This window comes from Achromobacter sp. HZ34, assembly GCF_002209485.1.
Lineage (GTDB): Bacteria > Pseudomonadota > Gammaproteobacteria > Burkholderiales > Burkholderiaceae_B > Bordetella_C.
Genome location: NZ_NJIX01000003.1, coordinates 449,600 through 465,719 on the forward strand (window position 1 = coordinate 449,600; position 16,120 = coordinate 465,719).

The 16,120-nt window shown below is 66.6% G+C and carries 15 protein-coding genes; 11 read left to right on the plus strand and 4 right to left on the minus strand.

The features are described 5' to 3' along the window. The first annotated feature begins 35 nt into the window (after nucleotides 1-35). The 9 genes from CEY05_RS14160 (at nucleotide 36) to CEY05_RS14200 (ending at nucleotide 11,849) form a co-directional block, all read left to right on the plus strand. Nucleotides 36-2,663 (plus strand): extracellular solute-binding protein, encoded by a 2,628-nt coding sequence (locus CEY05_RS14160; RefSeq protein ID WP_088599227.1) that lies wholly within the window; start codon nucleotides 36-38, stop codon nucleotides 2,661-2,663. Between the two features lie 216 nt (nucleotides 2,664-2,879). Then, nucleotides 2,880-3,974 carry an ABC transporter substrate-binding protein gene (locus tag CEY05_RS14165; protein WP_088598958.1) on the plus strand — a complete coding sequence of 365 codons (1,095 nt, stop codon included), beginning with the start codon at nucleotides 2,880-2,882 and terminating at the stop codon, nucleotides 3,972-3,974. Between the two features lie 112 nt (nucleotides 3,975-4,086). Beyond that, nucleotides 4,087-5,859: an iron ABC transporter permease gene (locus tag CEY05_RS14170; protein ID WP_088598959.1), complete on the plus strand. Its 1,773-nt coding sequence runs from the start codon at nucleotides 4,087-4,089 to the stop codon at nucleotides 5,857-5,859. After that, the gene (locus tag CEY05_RS14175; RefSeq protein WP_088598960.1) at nucleotides 5,852-6,940 is read left to right on the plus strand and encodes an ABC transporter ATP-binding protein; all 1,089 of its coding nucleotides are present in this window, start codon (nucleotides 5,852-5,854) and stop codon (nucleotides 6,938-6,940) included. The genes CEY05_RS14170 and CEY05_RS14175 overlap by 8 nt, the downstream gene beginning before the upstream one ends. A gap of 141 nt (nucleotides 6,941-7,081) precedes the next feature. Continuing rightward, complete coding sequence (locus CEY05_RS14180; RefSeq protein ID WP_088598961.1) at nucleotides 7,082-7,978, plus strand: energy transducer TonB; 897 nt, start codon at nucleotides 7,082-7,084, stop codon at nucleotides 7,976-7,978. Next, nucleotides 7,975-8,889, plus strand: coding sequence for a shikimate dehydrogenase (aroE, locus tag CEY05_RS14185; protein ID WP_088598962.1), 915 nt, complete (start codon nucleotides 7,975-7,977; stop codon nucleotides 8,887-8,889). Before CEY05_RS14180 ends, aroE begins: the two co-directional genes overlap by 4 nt. Nucleotides 8,890-8,908: 19 nt before the next feature. Then, the gene (mtgA, locus tag CEY05_RS14190; RefSeq protein WP_088598963.1) at nucleotides 8,909-9,646 is read left to right on the plus strand and encodes a monofunctional biosynthetic peptidoglycan transglycosylase; all 738 of its coding nucleotides are present in this window, start codon (nucleotides 8,909-8,911) and stop codon (nucleotides 9,644-9,646) included. A gap of 188 nt (nucleotides 9,647-9,834) precedes the next feature. Then, nucleotides 9,835-11,013: an LPS export ABC transporter permease LptG gene (gene lptG, locus CEY05_RS14195; RefSeq protein ID WP_088598964.1), complete on the plus strand. Its 1,179-nt coding sequence runs from the start codon at nucleotides 9,835-9,837 to the stop codon at nucleotides 11,011-11,013. Further along, the gene (locus tag CEY05_RS14200) at nucleotides 11,010-11,849 is read left to right on the plus strand and encodes a symmetrical bis(5'-nucleosyl)-tetraphosphatase (RefSeq protein WP_088598965.1); all 840 of its coding nucleotides are present in this window, start codon (nucleotides 11,010-11,012) and stop codon (nucleotides 11,847-11,849) included. Before lptG ends, CEY05_RS14200 begins: the two co-directional genes overlap by 4 nt. Nucleotides 11,850-12,021: 172 nt before the next feature. Here the strand turns inward: CEY05_RS14200 and CEY05_RS14205 are convergent, their stop codons facing one another. The 4 genes from CEY05_RS14205 to CEY05_RS14220 all read right to left on the minus strand — a co-directional run bounded on the left by CEY05_RS14205 (nucleotide 12,022) and on the right by CEY05_RS14220 (nucleotide 14,391). Beyond that, on the minus strand, nucleotides 12,022-12,765 hold the full coding sequence (locus CEY05_RS14205; protein WP_088599228.1) for a 1-acyl-sn-glycerol-3-phosphate acyltransferase: 744 nt from the start codon (nucleotides 12,763-12,765) through the stop codon (nucleotides 12,022-12,024). Nucleotides 12,766-13,164: 399 nt separating this feature from the next. Next, entirely contained in the window at nucleotides 13,165-13,563 is a 399-nt protein-coding gene (gene ruvX / locus CEY05_RS14210) for a Holliday junction resolvase RuvX (RefSeq protein ID WP_088599229.1), read from the minus strand. Further along, nucleotides 13,556-14,149 (minus strand): YqgE/AlgH family protein, encoded by a 594-nt coding sequence (locus tag CEY05_RS14215; RefSeq protein ID WP_088598966.1) that lies wholly within the window; start codon nucleotides 14,147-14,149, stop codon nucleotides 13,556-13,558. Before CEY05_RS14215 ends, ruvX begins: the two co-directional genes overlap by 8 nt. Nucleotides 14,150-14,226: 77 nt before the next feature. Further along, nucleotides 14,227-14,391, minus strand: a complete 165-nt coding sequence (locus tag CEY05_RS14220) for a rubredoxin (protein ID WP_088598967.1) — start codon at nucleotides 14,389-14,391, stop codon at nucleotides 14,227-14,229. A gap of 185 nt (nucleotides 14,392-14,576) precedes the next feature. Here CEY05_RS14220 and CEY05_RS14225 point away from each other — a divergent pair, with 185 nt between their 5' ends. Together CEY05_RS14225 and thiE are read left to right on the plus strand one after the other, a co-directional pair. Beyond that, nucleotides 14,577-15,383 (plus strand): hydroxymethylpyrimidine/phosphomethylpyrimidine kinase, encoded by an 807-nt coding sequence (locus tag CEY05_RS14225; RefSeq protein ID WP_088598968.1) that lies wholly within the window; start codon nucleotides 14,577-14,579, stop codon nucleotides 15,381-15,383. Next, nucleotides 15,383-16,045 carry a thiamine phosphate synthase gene (gene thiE / locus CEY05_RS14230; protein WP_088598969.1) on the plus strand — a complete coding sequence of 221 codons (663 nt, stop codon included), beginning with the start codon at nucleotides 15,383-15,385 and terminating at the stop codon, nucleotides 16,043-16,045. Before CEY05_RS14225 ends, thiE begins: the two co-directional genes overlap by 1 nt. Nucleotides 16,046-16,120: the final 75 nt, after the last annotated feature.

Consider the following 16,120-nt stretch of genomic DNA (forward strand, 5'->3'; position numbering starts at 1 on the left):
CGCGCCGTGTCTCCATCCACGGGCGCATTTTCACCATGGGCCTGCTGTTGCTGGGCTGCGCGTCCATCGGCGTGGCGTTATTCCTGCACCACGATGCGCGCCGCGCCGCCGACCGGGCGTTCGACCGCCTGCTGGCCGCCTCGGCATTGACCATCGCGGGATCGGTACGCATCGATGACGGCGGCATCGTGGTCGAGCCGCCGCACGCCGCGCTGGCCATGCTGTCCGGCATGGACCGCGTGTTCTACACGGCGCGCGGCCCGGATGGCGCGGCCATCACCGGCTATGACGACCTGGCCTGGTCCCTGGAGCCGGCGCGCTCTTCCAGCCCCGTATTCGATGACATCGACTATCGCGACGAGCCCGTACGCGTGGCGACGGTGGGCCGCCTGGTGGCGGGCGGCCCGCACGCCGGCTGGGTCACCATCCGTGTCGCCGAAACCCTGGACGCCCGCAACACCTTGACCACGGAGATCTGGCACCGCGCCATCGCGCCGCTGTTGGTGATCGTGCCACTGGCGCTGGCCCTGCTGTGGTTCGGCCTGCGCCGCGCGTTCGCGCCACTGGCGGCGATGGAGCAGGAACTGAGCCGGCGCGATCCTGACGACCTGCGTCCGCTGGACATGCCCGCGCCACGCGAAGTCACGCGGCTGGCGGAGGCGCTGAACGGCGTCATGCCGCGGCTGGAAAGCGCCATGCGTAACATCAATACGCTGGTGGCCGATGCCGCGCATCAAGTCCGCACGCCGCTGGCGTCGCTGCGCGCGCAGGCCGAGGTGGCGATGGAAGAGACCGACCCGCAACGTCTCCATGAGCGCGTGACGCGCATCCACCAGAACGCCACGCTGGCCAGCCAGCTGGTCAGCCAACTGCTGATGGACGCCACCATTACCCACCGCCTGGGCATGCGCGGCACCGCCAGCGTGGGTATCGCTGAAATCGTCAACGACACGCGCAACCATATCGGACCGCTGGAGGCGACGCGGCTGCGCATCTTCATCGCGCCGGAGGTGCGGCGCGCCCGCGTCACCGGCGATCGCGTGGCCTTGCGGGAAATGCTGCGCAACCTGGTCGACAATGCCTTGCGCTACGCGGAGGCAGGACCCGTCGAGATTCGCGTCACGCCAGTGGCGGCCATGCGCGTGGCCATCACGGTGAATGACGATGGCCCGGGCATTCCGGACAACGAGATGGAACGGGTGCAGGAACGCTTCCAGCGCGGCACAAGCGGTGCCGGCCAGCCGGGGTCCGGGCTGGGGCTGGCCATCGTGCGTACGGTGGCCAATGCGCATGGCGGCACGCTGTGGCTGCAAAACCGCCCGGGGGGCGGACTGGCGGCCAAGGTGGTGATGCGGCGCGTGAAGCCGGCATACAAGACGGCTCATAAGACAGCTCACAAGAAGACGCTGGCCGTGCTGGCGCTTGCCATGGCGGGCTTGCTGGCGGCCACGTCGGCGCCCGCGCCGGCCCGGGCGCAGACTTCGACGCAGCCCCTGGCGCAAACCCGGGCACAGGCCCCGGCGGAAGCTGGTGCCGAGGGCAATGCCCAGGCTCCGGCGGCGGTGCCGGCCCGCGCCTGCGGCAGGGAGCCCGAGACGACGCGCTATCCGACCGCCACGCCCGGCGATCCGGTGCTGGCCATCGCCGGCACCACCGACACGCCCACGATGAGCGGCCTGATCCAGGCTTTCCAGAACGCCCATCCCGGCGTGGCGGTGACCTATCGCGAAATGGGCAGCCGTGCGCTCTACGAAGCCGCCGTGGCGGATCACCTGCCCGACGTCGACGTGCTGATGAGCCCGGCGACCGACCTGCAGATCCGCCTGGCCAACGATGGCTATGCGCTGCGTTACGAGACCACCCGCACGGCCGGCATGCCGGAATGGGCCACCTGGCGCAACGAAGTGTTCGGCTTCACGCTGGAACCGGTGGTCATCGTCTACAACCCACGCCGCTACACCGAAGCCACCGCGCCGCGCTCGCACCAGGCGCTGCTGCGCCTGCTGGAAAGCGAGGGTGCCGCCCTGCACGGCCGTATCGGCACCTATGACCTGACGCGCAGCAGCGTCGGCTATCTGCTGGCCGAGCAGGACGAACAGGTCTCGTCCGATTTCTGGGGCCTGGCCCACGCGCTGGGCCGCGCGGGAGTGCGCCGCGCCGCCTGCGCCACCGACATCCTCGACGCCATCGAGCGTGACGAACTGGACCTGGGCTACAACGTGCTGGGCTCGCATGCCCTGGCGCGCGAGGCCGCGAGCGGACGCATCGGCGTGGTTTTCCCGCAGGACTACGAACTGGTGCTGACACGTTCGGTGCTGATCGCGCGCAAGACGCGCCAGCCGGCGCTGGCGCGCGCGCTGGTCGACTGGCTGCTGTCGCCGGCCGGCCAGGCCGCGACCGCACGCCAGGCCGGCTTGGGCTCGCTCATCGCCGGCACGCCTGGCCCGTGGACGGCCGACGGCGTGCTGACGCGTACGTCAGGCATCGTGCAACCGATCGCCATGGGCCCGGGCTTGCTGGCCGGCCTGGACCGCCAGCGCCAGGCGCGCTTCATCCGCAACTGGGCCCGACTGGTGGGCGACACGCCGCCGGCCTCGCTCCCGCCACCGCGGCCGTCGCCGCGGCCCGCGGAGTCCGCGGCCACGCCGTCGAGCCTGGATTAGTCTCGTTCCGTCCCTCATAGCGATCAGCGCCGCCGGCGTGCCTGCGCCGCATCCAATCGCGATTGATGATGAGGACGCTTTTTGCCGAGTCCCGGTATCTGTTATCCACTCTCCCGTAGATTGTCGACGACAGGACGGCGACAGTATTGCGATCCTAAGATGCCGTCCAGACGACGAAAAAGTCGCCTAGAACAATTCCAATACGGAGAGACACCCATGCTTGCCCAGTCCCGCCTCGCGGCCGCCTGCGCCGCCGCTTTCGCCTTTGCTTCCGCCAGTGCCCTGGCCCAGGTCCCCGCCGGCTACCCCGCCGATTACCAGAAGATCATCGATGGCGCCAAGAAGGAAGGCACCGTGGTGATCTACTCGACCACCGACACCAAGGCCGCCGGCCCCCTCATCAAGGGCTTCGAGGCTGCCTATCCCGGCGTCAAGGTCGAATACAACGACATGAACAGCACCGAGCTGTACAACCGCTTCATCAGCGAGCAGGCGGCTGGCGGCAATAGCGGCGACGTGGTGTGGAGTTCGTCGATGGATTCGGCGCTGAAGCTGGCGACCGACTATGCCCTGCAATACAAGTCGCCTGAAATCGGCAAGCTGCCCTCGTGGGCCGTGTGGAAGGATTCCGCCTACGGCACCACCTATGAGCCGGCCGTCTTCATCTACAACAAGCGCCTGATCGCGCAGGCCGACGTGCCCAGCACCCACGCCGCACTGGCCAAGCTGATCGCGTCGCAGACCGACAAGTTCAAGAACAAGGTCACCACCTACGACATCGAAAAGTCCGCCGTGGGCTTCATGCTGGCGGTGCAGGACAAAGCCAACGACAGCAAGTACTTCGACACCTTGCGCGACACCGCCAAGGGCGGCCTGGTGGTGCAGTCCTCCACCGGCACGATGATGGAACGCGTGTCGTCGGGTGAGAACCTGATCGGCTACAACATCCTCGGCTCGTATGCCGAGGCGCGCGCCAAGACGGACACGTCCATCGGCATCGTCTATCCCACCGACTACACGCTGGTGTTGTCGCGCGTGTCCTTCATCGCCAAGAAGTCCAAGCATCGCAACGCCGCCAAGCTGTGGCAGGACTACGTGCTGTCGCAGAAGGGCCAGGACATCGTCGCCAACCAGGCCGACATGGCCTCGATCCGTGACGACATCCCCGGTGACAACGACGTCGACGGCATGACCAAGAAGCTGGGCAACGCGCTCAAGCCCATCCCGGTCAACGAAACCCTGCTGGACTACCTGGAGCAGAAGAAGCGCCTGGAGTTCATCAAGGATTGGCGCGCCGCCGCGGGCAAATAAGCGCTTGGCCCCTCCCGGGGTTGCCAATACGGGCCATGCATGAGGGGGCCGCCCAGGCGGGCGGTCCCGCTGCGGCCCCCGCCCGTTCCCGGCTCTTTATCAGGATCCCATCATGCAGTCATTGCGCTCAAAATGGCAGTCGCTGCCGCGCGGCGTGACGGTGGTGATCACGGCACTGGCCATCTATGTGCCGCTGTCGCTGATCATCTACCAGAGCTTTCTGTCGGCGCCCTTCTTCATGCCGTCCAAGGTCGTCAGCCTGGACGCCTTTCGCTTCATCTTCGACGACCCCGATTTCTATAAAGCCCTGATCAGCGGCCTGATCCTGGCGTTCGGCCTGTTCATCATCGCCGTGCCGCTGGGCGGCATGCTGGCCTTCCTGATGATACGCACCGACCTGCCGGGCCGGCGCTGGATCGAACCGCTGATCCTGGTGCCCGTATTCGTCTCGCCCATGGTGCTGGGCTTCGGCTATGTGGTGGCCGCGGGCCCGGTCGGCTTCTTCTCCAAATGGACGCAGGACCTGCTGGGCTTCGTGCCATGGAATATCTATTCCATGACCAGCATCGTCATCATCGCCGGCCTGACGCACGTGCCGCATGCCTATCTCTACATTTCCTCGGCCCTGCGCAGCATGGGTTCCGACGTGGAGGAAGCCGCGCGCATCACCGGTGCGTCGCCGCTGCGCGTGATGATGACGGTCAGCCTGCCCATGGTGCGCCCGGCCCTGCTCTACGCCAGCGTGCTGCTGTTTTTCCTGGGCCTGGAAGTCTTCGGCCTGGTGCTGGTGCTGGGCGATCCGGAAGGCAACCTGGTGCTGGCGACCTATCTGTACAAGCTGACCAACAAGCTGGGCGTGCCGTCCTACCACCTGATGGCGGCGGTGACGGTGGTGCTGATCTGCATGACCATTCCGCTGGTGGCCCTGCAACGGCGCCTGATGCGCACCGCCAACCGCTTCGTCACGATGAAGGGCAAGGCTTCGCGCGCGCGTGCCCTGCCGTTGGGCAAATGGCGCTGGGCGGCGGGCGGCGTGGTGGCGGCGTGGCTGTTCGTCACCGTGGTGGTGCCGCTGGTGGGCGTGATGCTGCGCGCCTTCGTGTCCAACTGGGGCATGGGCGTCAGGTTGGTGGACGTGTTGTCGCTGGAAGCGTTCCGCAGCGTGTTCGCATCGCCCAACCTGATCCGCGCCATCGTCAACTCCGTGGCCATCGGCGTGATCGGCGGCGTGCTGGCGGTGGTCTGTTATGGCTTCATCGGCCTGGCCATGCACCGGCGCCAGGACGGCGTGACCCGCTTCCTGGACTACAGCGTGCTGGTGCCGCGCGCGGTGCCGGGCCTGCTGGCCGGCCTGGCCTTCCTGTGGGTGTTCCTGTTCGTGCCGCTATGGCTGGACAATGCCCTGGACGAAGGCGGCCTGCTGTCCTTCCTGCCATACGCCGACTGGCTGCGCGAGAACTTCGTCGAATGGCTGCGCAGCGTGCGCAGCACCATCTTCAGTGTCTGGGTGGCCTACACCGTCGTCTGGATGGCCTATGGCCTGCGCCTGATCTCCTCCACCCTGCTGCAGGTCGGGCCGGAACTGGAAGAAGCCGCGCGCAGCTCGGGCGCCCGCCGCGGCCAGGTGACGCGTCACGTCACCGTGCCGCTGGCGCGCCACGGCCTGATCGGCGCATGGCTGCTGATGTTCCTCATCTTCGAGCGTGAATACTCCACCGGCGTGTACCTGCTGTCGCCCGGCACGGAGACCATCGGGTCGATGCTGGTATCGCTGTGGGCAACCGGCGCCATCGACATCGTGGCCGCGCTGTCCTTTATCAATATCGTGCTGGTCGTCATCGGCCTGGGCATCGCCCTGCGATTCGGAGTGAAACTTCATGATTGAACTTTCAGTGGAAGACCTGCACCTGGACTACGGCGACGTGCCGGTGCTCAAGGGCGTGTCGATGGAACTGCGCCAGGGCGAAGTGGTGTCCCTGCTGGGCCCGTCGGGCAGCGGCAAGACGACGCTGCTGCGCGCGGTGGCCGGCCTGGAAGCCGCCAAGCGCGGCAGGATCACCATCGGCGAACGCGTGGTGTTCGACGGCGCCAAGGGTGAAGTACCGGCCGAGGACCGCAACCTGGGGCTGGTCTTCCAGTCCTACGCGCTGTGGCCGCACAAGACGGTTTACGACAACGTCGCCTATCCCCTGCAACTGCGCCGCACGCCGGCCGCGGAAACGCGCCAGCGCGTGCAGGAAGTGCTGGACCAATTAGGGCTGGGTCATCTGGCGGCGCGCCATCCGCATCAATTGTCGGGCGGGCAGCAACAGCGCGTGGCCATCGGCCGGGCGCTGGTCTACAACCCGCCGGTGATCCTGCTGGACGAACCGCTGTCCAACCTTGACGCCAAATTGCGCGAAGAAGCCCGCGCGTTCCTGCGTGAACTGATCGTGCGCCTGGGCCTGTCGGCCTTGATGGTGACCCACGACCAGAGCGAGGCGCTGGCGATTTCCGATCGCATCCTGCTGCTGAACAACGGCCGCATCGAACAGCAGGGCACGCCGCAGCAGATGTACGGTTCGCCGCAGACGCTGTTCTGCGCCGAATTCATGGGCAGCAACAATCGCATGAACGGCCGGGTCGCCGAGATCCGCGACGGCAAGGCACGCATCGAGGGAACGGGCTGGCAGTTGTGGGGCCAGGCGACGCAGGGTTTGAGCGTGGGCCAGGAGGCCACCGCGGTCATCCGTGTGGAGCAGGTGCGTCTGGCCGATGATCCGGAGGGCAACCACCTGGACATGCAATTGATGACGGGCATGTACCTGGGCGACAAGTGGGAGTACCTGTTCCGTACCCCCGGCGAGGAGTCCGTCAATGCCATGGCACTGCGCGCCTACGGCCACGAAAGCCGAGCCGCCGGCGCCTGCCGTCTGGCGCTGCCGGCCTCGCAGGTCTGGATATTTCCGCCTGCGGCAAAGGGATGAGCGGCGGGCCCGCGCACGGGGCAAAGGGAGGACCGGGTCTGGCCCAGCACCCGGACCAAACTCGGGCCGAACCCGGGCCGAACCCGGGGTAGACCAGCCCTGCCCCCTGGGCAAACCGTGAAACGGGCCTAAAATGCCCGCGTGCAACACACTCTGCCTTCCTCCTCCCTGACCCGATCCGCGCGCTGGCTGAGCGCGCGTGCGCAACACTACCTGTGGATCGGGCTGGTGATCTCGCTGTTCGTCCACGCCGTGGTGCTGGCGCTGCGCTTCGCGCCCCCGCGCACGCCCCATCCGCCGGCGCAGTCACTGGAAGTCATCCTGGTCAATACGCGTACGGAAAACGCCCCGGCCAAGGCCGAGGCGCGCGCTCAGGCCAACGTCGAAGGGGGCGGCGACGCCGAGAAGGGCATGGCGCAGTCGCCGCTGCCGCAGTCCGGCGACGCGCCCAACGCCATCGTGCTGGACGCCATGCACAAGCGGCAGGCAGAGCTGGAGACCGAGCAGCAGCAACTGCTGACGCAGCTGACGGCGCTGACCCAGGCCGGCCGCGCCCATCAGCAGGGCGACCCCACGCCGCACGCCGCCGAGCCCGGCCGCGACGACGCCGACCAGGACAGCGTGCTGCAGAACGCCCAGGTGGCCGCCTTGTCGCAGCGCGTGCAGGCCTATAACAAGAAGCCGCGCCGCGCCTTCGTGGCGCCGGCCGCCGAGGCCTCGCGCTTCGCGCCCTACCTGGACGCCTGGCGCAACCGGGTCGAAACCATAGGCACCCAATACTATCCGGACGAAGCGCGCGGCAAGGTGTATGGCTCGCTGCGCATGACAGTGTATGTGCGCGCCGACGGCAGCGTGGCGGACGTCGAGATCGACAGCCCTTCGCCGCAGGCGGTGCTGAACCAGGCGGCGCGCCGCATCGTGCAGATGTCTGCCCCTTTCCCGCCCTTCCCGCCCGAGATCGCCCGCGACACCGACGTCCTGGCCATCACGCGGACCTGGAATTTCGTCAACGACACCCTGGAAACCCACGCGCCATGACCCTCCCGTCTTCCCCATCCGGCCAGGGCCAGACGCAGTCCTCCACGCAATCCACGGGTCGCAAGCGCCACTATGCGGTCATCGGCAATCCGGTGGCCCACAGCCGTTCGCCGCAGATCCACGCCCTGTTCGCGCGGCAGACCGGCATAGACCTGGACTACAGCCTGCTGCCGGCTCCCCTGGACGGTTTCACGGCGACGGTGCGGGATTTCTTCGCGCAAGGCGGCGGCGGCCTGAATGTGACGGTGCCCTTCAAGCAGGAAGCCTGGCAACTGGCCCAGGCCAACCTGAGCGATCGCGCCCGTCTGGCTGGTGCAGTCAACACATTGTGGCAACGCGACGGCGTGCTGCACGGCTGCAATACCGACGGCGTCGGCCTGGTGCAAGACCTGCGCCGCCTGGGTGTGGACCTGCAAGGCGCGCGTCTGCTGCTATTGGGTGCCGGCGGCGCCGCGCGCGGCGTGCTGCAGCCCCTGGCGCAAGCCGGTTGCGCGCGCCTGCATATCGTCAATCGCACCGCTGCGCGGGCCCGCGACCTGGCCGCCGACTGGCTGCGCGACAGCGGCGCCACCAGCCCGGCGGTAAGCGCCGGCGGCCTGGACGAGGCCGCGCTGGGCGGCCCCTGGGACGTCGTCGTCAATGCCACTTCCAGCAGTCTGGGCGACGCGCCGCCCGATCTGCCGGCCGGCCTCTATGCGCCCGGCGCGCTGGCCTATGACATGATGTACGGCGCCCAACCGACCGCCTTCATGCGCCAGTCCGCGGCCGACGGCGCCGCGCGCTGCGCCGATGGCCTGGGGATGCTGGTGGGCCAGGCCGCGGAAAGCTTCTACATCTGGCACCAGGTCAGGCCCGATCCGGAACCGGTGCTGCAAACGCTGCGCGCGGCCCTGGCAACGCCGGCCCGCTAGGCCAAGCATGGGAAGAAGCATGGCGACACGTCGCTCGGCAGGCGGCCACTGGACCGTCAAACGCACCATCCTGGCCACCTTGATGGCCCTGCTGTGCCTGGCCATCCTGTACGAGCTCTGGTTGTTTTGCATGGTGGTCTGGTACGCCAACAGCAATCCGGCGAGCAGTTCCGTGATGCGCGCTCAGCTGGCCGAGCTGCGCAAGGACGACCCGCGCGCGAAGCTCAAGTTCACCTGGGTCGACTATGACCAGATCAGCAACAACCTCAAGCGCGCGGTGATCGGATCCGAGGACTCCAATTTTCTCGAACACGACGGCGTCGAATGGGAAGCCATGCGCAAAGCCTGGGAATACAACCAGAAGCAGGCTGACGAGGGGCGCGCCAAAATGCGCGGCGGCTCGACCATCACGCAGCAATTGGCGAAGAATCTGTTCCTGTCCGGCTCACGCACCTATTTACGCAAGGGCCAGGAGCTGATCCTGACGTTCATGATCGAATGGGTCATGAGCAAGCAGCGCATCCTGGAGCTTTACCTGAATGTCGCCGAATGGGGAGTGGGCGTCTTCGGCGCCGAGGCCGCTTCCCAGCACTACTTCAACGTCAGCGCGGCGCGCCTGAGCCCGGCCCAGGCCGCGCGCCTGGCGGCCATGCTGCCCAATCCGCGCTACTACGACAAGCATCGCAGCACCAGCTACCTGAACTCCCGCACGGGCATCCTGCAACGCCGGATACCGCAGGCAGAGATACCGCATTGACAGGCGTGCGGCCATTCATGAAGATCATGAACGTTTTGCTTGCATGCGCGCATAGCATGTAACGTCGCCTGAATGCCACGATGGCCGGCGCAGAAGCCCCGCATATTTGTTAAGCTTCCCGGTTTGGCGAACCACGCGTTCATGCCGGTTCGTCCCGCTCGAGATTTTTCCCGCGACACTTCTTTCCAATGCGCACCGCCCGCCGTTACCTGGCTCGTGAAATCTACCGCTCCTGCACCGTCGTGCTGCTGGCGCTGATAGGCCTGTTCACGTTCTTCGCCCTGGTGGACGACCTGGACAACCTGGGCGGCAAGTTCACCATCTGGGCCCTGTTCTACATCCAGGCGCTGGCGCTGCCCACACGGCTGTACGACCTGCTGCCGATCGGCCTGTTGATCGGCGCCATCCTTGCCCTCGCCAGCCTGGCCCAGCGCAATGAGCTGGTCATCCTGCGCGTGTCGGGCGTCAGCGGCATGCGCCTGCTGGGCATGTTGTGGATCGTCACCATCCCCGCGGTGGTCGGCGCCACCATGCTGTCGGAATGGGTGACCCCGGCCGCCGAGATCAAGGGCGGCGAGGCCAACCTGGTCTATCGCGGCAAGGCCGGCAACGGCCGGCTTGAAAGCGGCTACTGGTTCAAGGAGCCGACCAAGGACGGCGGCAGCCGCACCATCAACATCCTGTCGCTGGGCGGCAGTGGCGCGGTCGAAGGCATCACCCTGTACGAATTCCGCAAGGACCAGGAACTGATTGCCCTGTCCAAGGCGGAACGCGGCGTGTTCTCCCATGGTGACCTCGTCATGGAAAACGTCGTCGAGAACCGCATCGCGCCCAACGCCGTCGATGCCCTGGACAAGGCCGAGCCGCCCAAGGAAGCGATTCTGCAGGTCGTCAAATTGCCGCGCCGGGTGCTGGACACCACGCTGACGCCGGAACGGCTGCTGGCACGGGTACTGACGCCGGAACGGATGTCGGTGGTGACCCTGCTGGATTACATCGATTATCTGCGCCATAACAACCTGCAATACGACCGCCAGGTCGTCGCCTTGTGGCGCAAGGCGGTCTACCCCTTCACCCTGCTGGTGATGATGACCATCGCCGCGCCGGTGGCCTTCATGCAGACGCGGCGGGGCGGCGTAGGCGCCAAGGTCTTCATCGGCATCCTGGTCGGGGTGGCCTTCTTCATGTGCAACCAGCTGGCGCTGAACGTCGGCATGCTCAGCCACTGGCCGCCATGGCTGACAGCGCTCGGGCCCAATGCCATCGCCCTGCTGCTGGCCCTTGGGGCGCTGACGTTGATGGAATACCGGCACGCGATTTCGCGCAATTTCGCGCAACGTGCGCCCTGGAGCAAGTCGCCGGTATGAAGGGCCAAGATATCTGGATGATCGGCGACTTGCAGGGATGCTGCGAGCCGCTGGATCAATTGCTGGCGCAGCCGGCGCTGAATGAAGACCCCAACGCGCGGTTCTGGTTCGCGGGCGACCTGATCAACCGCGGTCCCAAGTCGCTGGCGACCCTGCGGCGCGTGATGGAGCTGGAAGAGCGCGCCGTTGCCGTGCTGGGCAATCACGACCTGCATCTGCTGGCAGCGGCGGCGGGCGTGCGCAAGCCGGGCAAGTCGGACACCATCGACGACATCCTGGCGGCGCCCGACGCCAAGCAGTTGATCGACTGGGTACGCCACCGTCCCTTGGCACACTTCGCCCACGATCACCTGATGGTGCATGCCGGTACCCTGGCGAAATGGGACGTGGCCAAGACCCTGGCCCTGGCCAGCGAAGTGCAGGACGCCCTGCGCGGGCCCAACTGGCAACGTGCGTTGCAAAAGATGTACGGCAATCTGCCGACGCGCTGGGATGAGCAGTATCGCGGCGGCAAGCGCATGCGAGTCATCATCAATGCCCTGACGCGCATGCGGCTGTGCACGCTGTCCGGCCGGATGGAGTTCGCCACCAAGGTCGCGCCCGGCGCGTGGCCGCCCGGGCTGATTCCCTGGTTCGACGTACCCAATCGCGCCACCAGCAACGTTACCGTGGTGTTCGGCCACTGGTCGACATTGGGCCTGTTGCTGCGCAAGGATGTCATCTGCCTGGATACGGGGTGCGTCTGGGGCGGCAAGCTGACCGCGCTGCGGATGCGGGACCGGAAGTTGGTGCAGGTGGCCTGCGGCGAGGGCCTGGATCCGGGCTCGGACGGCTGAATCTCACGAAAATAGATTTTTTATTTTTATGATGGGGGAGCCCCCATCGCTTCCTCTTTGGGCTATCGCCCCTGCGCTGGGCGGCACGGCTGATTCGACGCCCGGCTCATAAGCATTGGGGATGCGCAGGGCGCGCCCGGCGAATACCCGGCAGAAGACGTTCGAATATTGCTCACAGCAAGTGGGAGCGGATGCCTTCGCGGGCGCGGCGGGACAATTCCAGTCGGGTTACGGGTGTGCCATCGGGATCGGTCTGGGCCAGCGGCGGCAGGAAGACCACTTCCACGGCCAGGCCGCGTTCGCTCAACACACGCCACAGATTGCCCACCAGCGACTCTTCCCCGACGAAGGCGGCGTAATGGTCGCGCTTGCCATTGCGCAGGAAACGCAAGGCCAGCGGCTGGATGGTGACGCCGGCCTGGCGCGCAGGCTCGAACAGGCTGCCATGGAATGGCAGCAGGTCATACCCCTCGGTCGTGGTGCCCTCGGGAAACAGGCCGACAGCCTCGCCATGCGCGAAGCGGCGCTGCATCGCCGCCCCCACCGTCTGCACCGCGTGACGCTGGCCGCGCTCGATGAACAAAGTGCCGGCACCGGCCACCAGCCAGCCCACCACGGGCCAGCGGCGGATTTCCGCCTTGGCCACGAAGGCAGTGGGTCGCACGGCGTTGATCACGAAAATGTCGATCCACGACACATGGTTGCCTACCAGCAGGACGGCTTCGCGCATGCGTGGCGTGCCGCGAACCAGCAGGCGCACGCCACAGACGCGCATCAGGCAGCGCGACCAGGTGCGATTGAGCAAGGCCCGCCCTTTGACGCCGATGAACGGGTATACGGTGCCCACCAGGATCAGGCCCACCAGGACCAGCAGAATCACCACCACAACTCGCGGAATGAATCGCAGCAACCGCAGCGTCATGGCCGGGCGCCCCGGCATGCCGCCGCCAAGCGCTCGCTGCGCGGCGCAAGCCTATCGTGAGTCAAGTCGGAATACGGGCAGCCGAAGTCCAGGACGGTCATGGGTGAATCAGAGGAGAATAGGACGGCCGAGCCGACGGCTCGCCGGGCGCAACCATAACACGACACGCCGTCATCGAACGGACCCGGACGGTGACGTACACATCACTCGGTGGCCCGTGGCGCCGGGGTGCTTAAGCAGCAGATTAAGAAAAGAGGAATTTCTAAAGAAATTCCTCTTTGATTTCGTAGAGCAAGCGAAGGGGCAGGCGCTCCTGGGCGGCTCCTCCAAACGAGCCTCCTGGCCGCGCCACCCTGGGTTTGCTCCCTAGCTGGACGCCTTCAAACGCGTCCCTTACTCCGGCAACGCATCCAGGTAGCGTTGAAGAATCACCGCAGCGGCCATGGCGTCGTCGTCGGCATGGGTACCCAGCAGGGCCTGGGCCTGCATGCTGGACCCGCGCTCATCCACCAGTTCCACTTTCACACCGAAGCGGCCATGCAGCCGGTTGGCGAACCGGCGGCAACGCGCGGAAGCCTCCTGCTCGCCCCCGTCGGCCGTCAAGGCCAGCCCCACCACCACTCGCTGCGGCTGCCATTCGGCCAGCAGCGCCTCGATCCGGGCAAAGCGCGGCCCCAGCGCCTCGCCATAGAGGATTTCCAGGGGTCGAGCCTGCCGCGTCAGCGTATTGCCAATTGCGATGCCGATTTTCTTGATGCCGTAATCGAACGCCAGCAGGGTCTCGTCAGGCATGGCCGGCATCGCCCGCCAGCATGACGGGATCGATACCCAACAGCTTGAGTGCCGCGGGATAACGATCTTCCGGCGGAACGTCGAAAATGATGTGCGGGTCGGCCGACACGTTGAGCCAGGCGTTGCGCGCCATTTCGCTTTCCAGCTGGCCGGCACCCCAGCCCGCATAACCCAAGGTGACCAGCATCTGCTGCGGGCCATTGCCTTCGGCCACCGCCTGCAATACATCACGCGAGGTGGTCAGGGCCAGGCCCCCCAGCTTGATGCTGGAGTTGTAGTCCCCCGGCGGCATATGCAGCACGAAACCGCGGTCGGTCTGCACCGGCCCGCCGAAAAACACCGGCGTCGCCTTGACGGGCGCGATCTCCAGGTCCAGTTCGATCCGCTCGAACAGCGTGCCCAGGGTAAGGTCGGTGGGACGGTTGATCACCAGGCCCAGCGCGCCCTTGGTCGTGTGCTCGCAGATGTAGATGACGGAACCCGCCAGGCTGCCTTCGACCATATTGGGCATGGCCATCAGGAATTGGTTGGAAAAGTCGACGGACGGGGATTCGCCGGGTACATCGGGGTGGCTTTCGTCGGTCATGGCGTATTCCTAAAGGGTGACGCACCGCATGGGAGCGCAACAGGCTGCTGGCGGACTGGCCCGGCGCGGACGCCCTGTCAGATTTCCATCAACTCGAAATCTTCCTTGCGCGCGCCGCATTCAGGACAGACCCAGTTGGGCGGGACATCTTCCCAGCGCGTGCCCGCGGCGATACCCTCTTCGGGCAGGCCGGTGGCTTCGTCGTAGACCCATCCACAGATCAAACACATCCAGGTTCTCATAGTTCTCTCAAGCTTCCAAATCGTTTTCGGGCGCCCCCCGTCGTCCAAGTCCCCATTTTCGTAGCGACATCGGCAACACGGTAAGCGCGATCCATTAGAATGGGGTCGATCTTACCGAAACCCAATAGGCATTAGTCTGACTCAGCACAAAAAATCAGACGCTGTCATTTTGATTCGCTGTACACGTGACTGCCGCAACTCCGCCCATCGTTCTCATATTTGGCCCCGCCGATCCCACCGGATCTGACGGCCTGCCGGCTGACGCCGTGACCTGCGCTCGCATGGGCTGCCATGGTTTGGCGGCGATCACAGCAATTACCGTGCAGGACACGGCGGTCATGGAAGAAGTCCATTCGATCTCGCCGGAATTGCTCGACGACCAGGCCCGTTGCCTGTTGGAAGACATGCCGGTGCAAGCCATCAAGGTGGGCGGCCTCTACAGCGCCGAATGCGCCAGCGCGGTCGCGCAGATCGCCGCCGACTACAGCCAGGTGCCGCTGGTCCTGCACCTGGGACACCGCTCGCCGCTGCCGGCCGATGCCGCCGCCCAGGACGATGCCGACGACCTGCTGGCCGCCACGCTGGAACTGGTGCTGCCGCAGGCCGACGTGGTGGTCGTCGAACACGCCCGCCTGGCGCAGTGGCTCAGCGACGGCACCCTGGAAATCGGTGAAGCCACCTCGGCGGCCCACGCCATGGTCGGTGCCGGCGCAAAGTGGGTACTTGCTTTAGGTGCACCGCTGCGACCTGGCCATGCCGTCAATCTGCTGGTGGGGCCGGAAGGCACCACGACCAACTGGCCCTGGCAGCCGCCGCCCGACCGCAGCAGCGACAGCGGCGGCCTGCTGGCCACGACGCTGGCCGCCTGCCTGGCCCAGGGCATGGAAGTCCCTGAAGCCGTGGAAAAATCCCTGCCCCTGGCCGACGCGGCCGTGGCAGCCAGCTTCCTGCCCGGCATGGGCCGGCGCATAGCCAACCGGATGCTGCCCTGATGAAAGCCCAACGCTTCCCCAGCGGCCTGTACGGCGTGACGCCGGAATGGGACGACACCGCACGCCTGCTGCGCGCGGTCCAGCAAGCCGCCGCCGGCGGCATGCGCGCATTGCAACTGCGGCGCAAGGACATCCCCGCCGCGCAGCGACGGGAGCAGGCGCTGGCGCTGGCGCCCTTGTGCCGCGAACTGGGCGTGATTTTCCTGATCAATGACCACTGGGAGCTGGCGCTGGAGATCGGCGCCGACGGCGTGCACGTCGGCCGCGACGATGCCGCGGTCGCCCAGGTACGGGCGCAGGCGCCAGACCTGATCATCGGCGCGTCCTGCTACAACGACATCCAGCGTGGCCGCGACATGTTGGCCGCGGGCGCCGACTACATCGCCTTCGGCGCGGTCTTCCCCTCTTCCACCAAGCCGCAAGCCGTGCGCGCCCCCCTGGAATTGCTGACGGAAGCACGCGCCTTGACCGAAGACCAAGCCGCGCCGCGCCCCGCCGTGGTCGCCATCGGCGGCATCACGCCCGAGAACGCGCCCCTGGTGGCGCAGGCCGGCGCCGACGCCATCGCGGCCGTCAACGGCCTGTTCGAAGCGGCCGACATCGCCAGCGCCGCCGCCGCTTATGCGCATCCCTTCCTGCCCAAGGGCCGGCCGCGTCCTTGAAGCGGGTGCCGGCCGGCCTGCCCGGCCAGGCCGGCGTCCGCCGCCGCCCCATCGTCCCCGACGTACCAGCCGTAC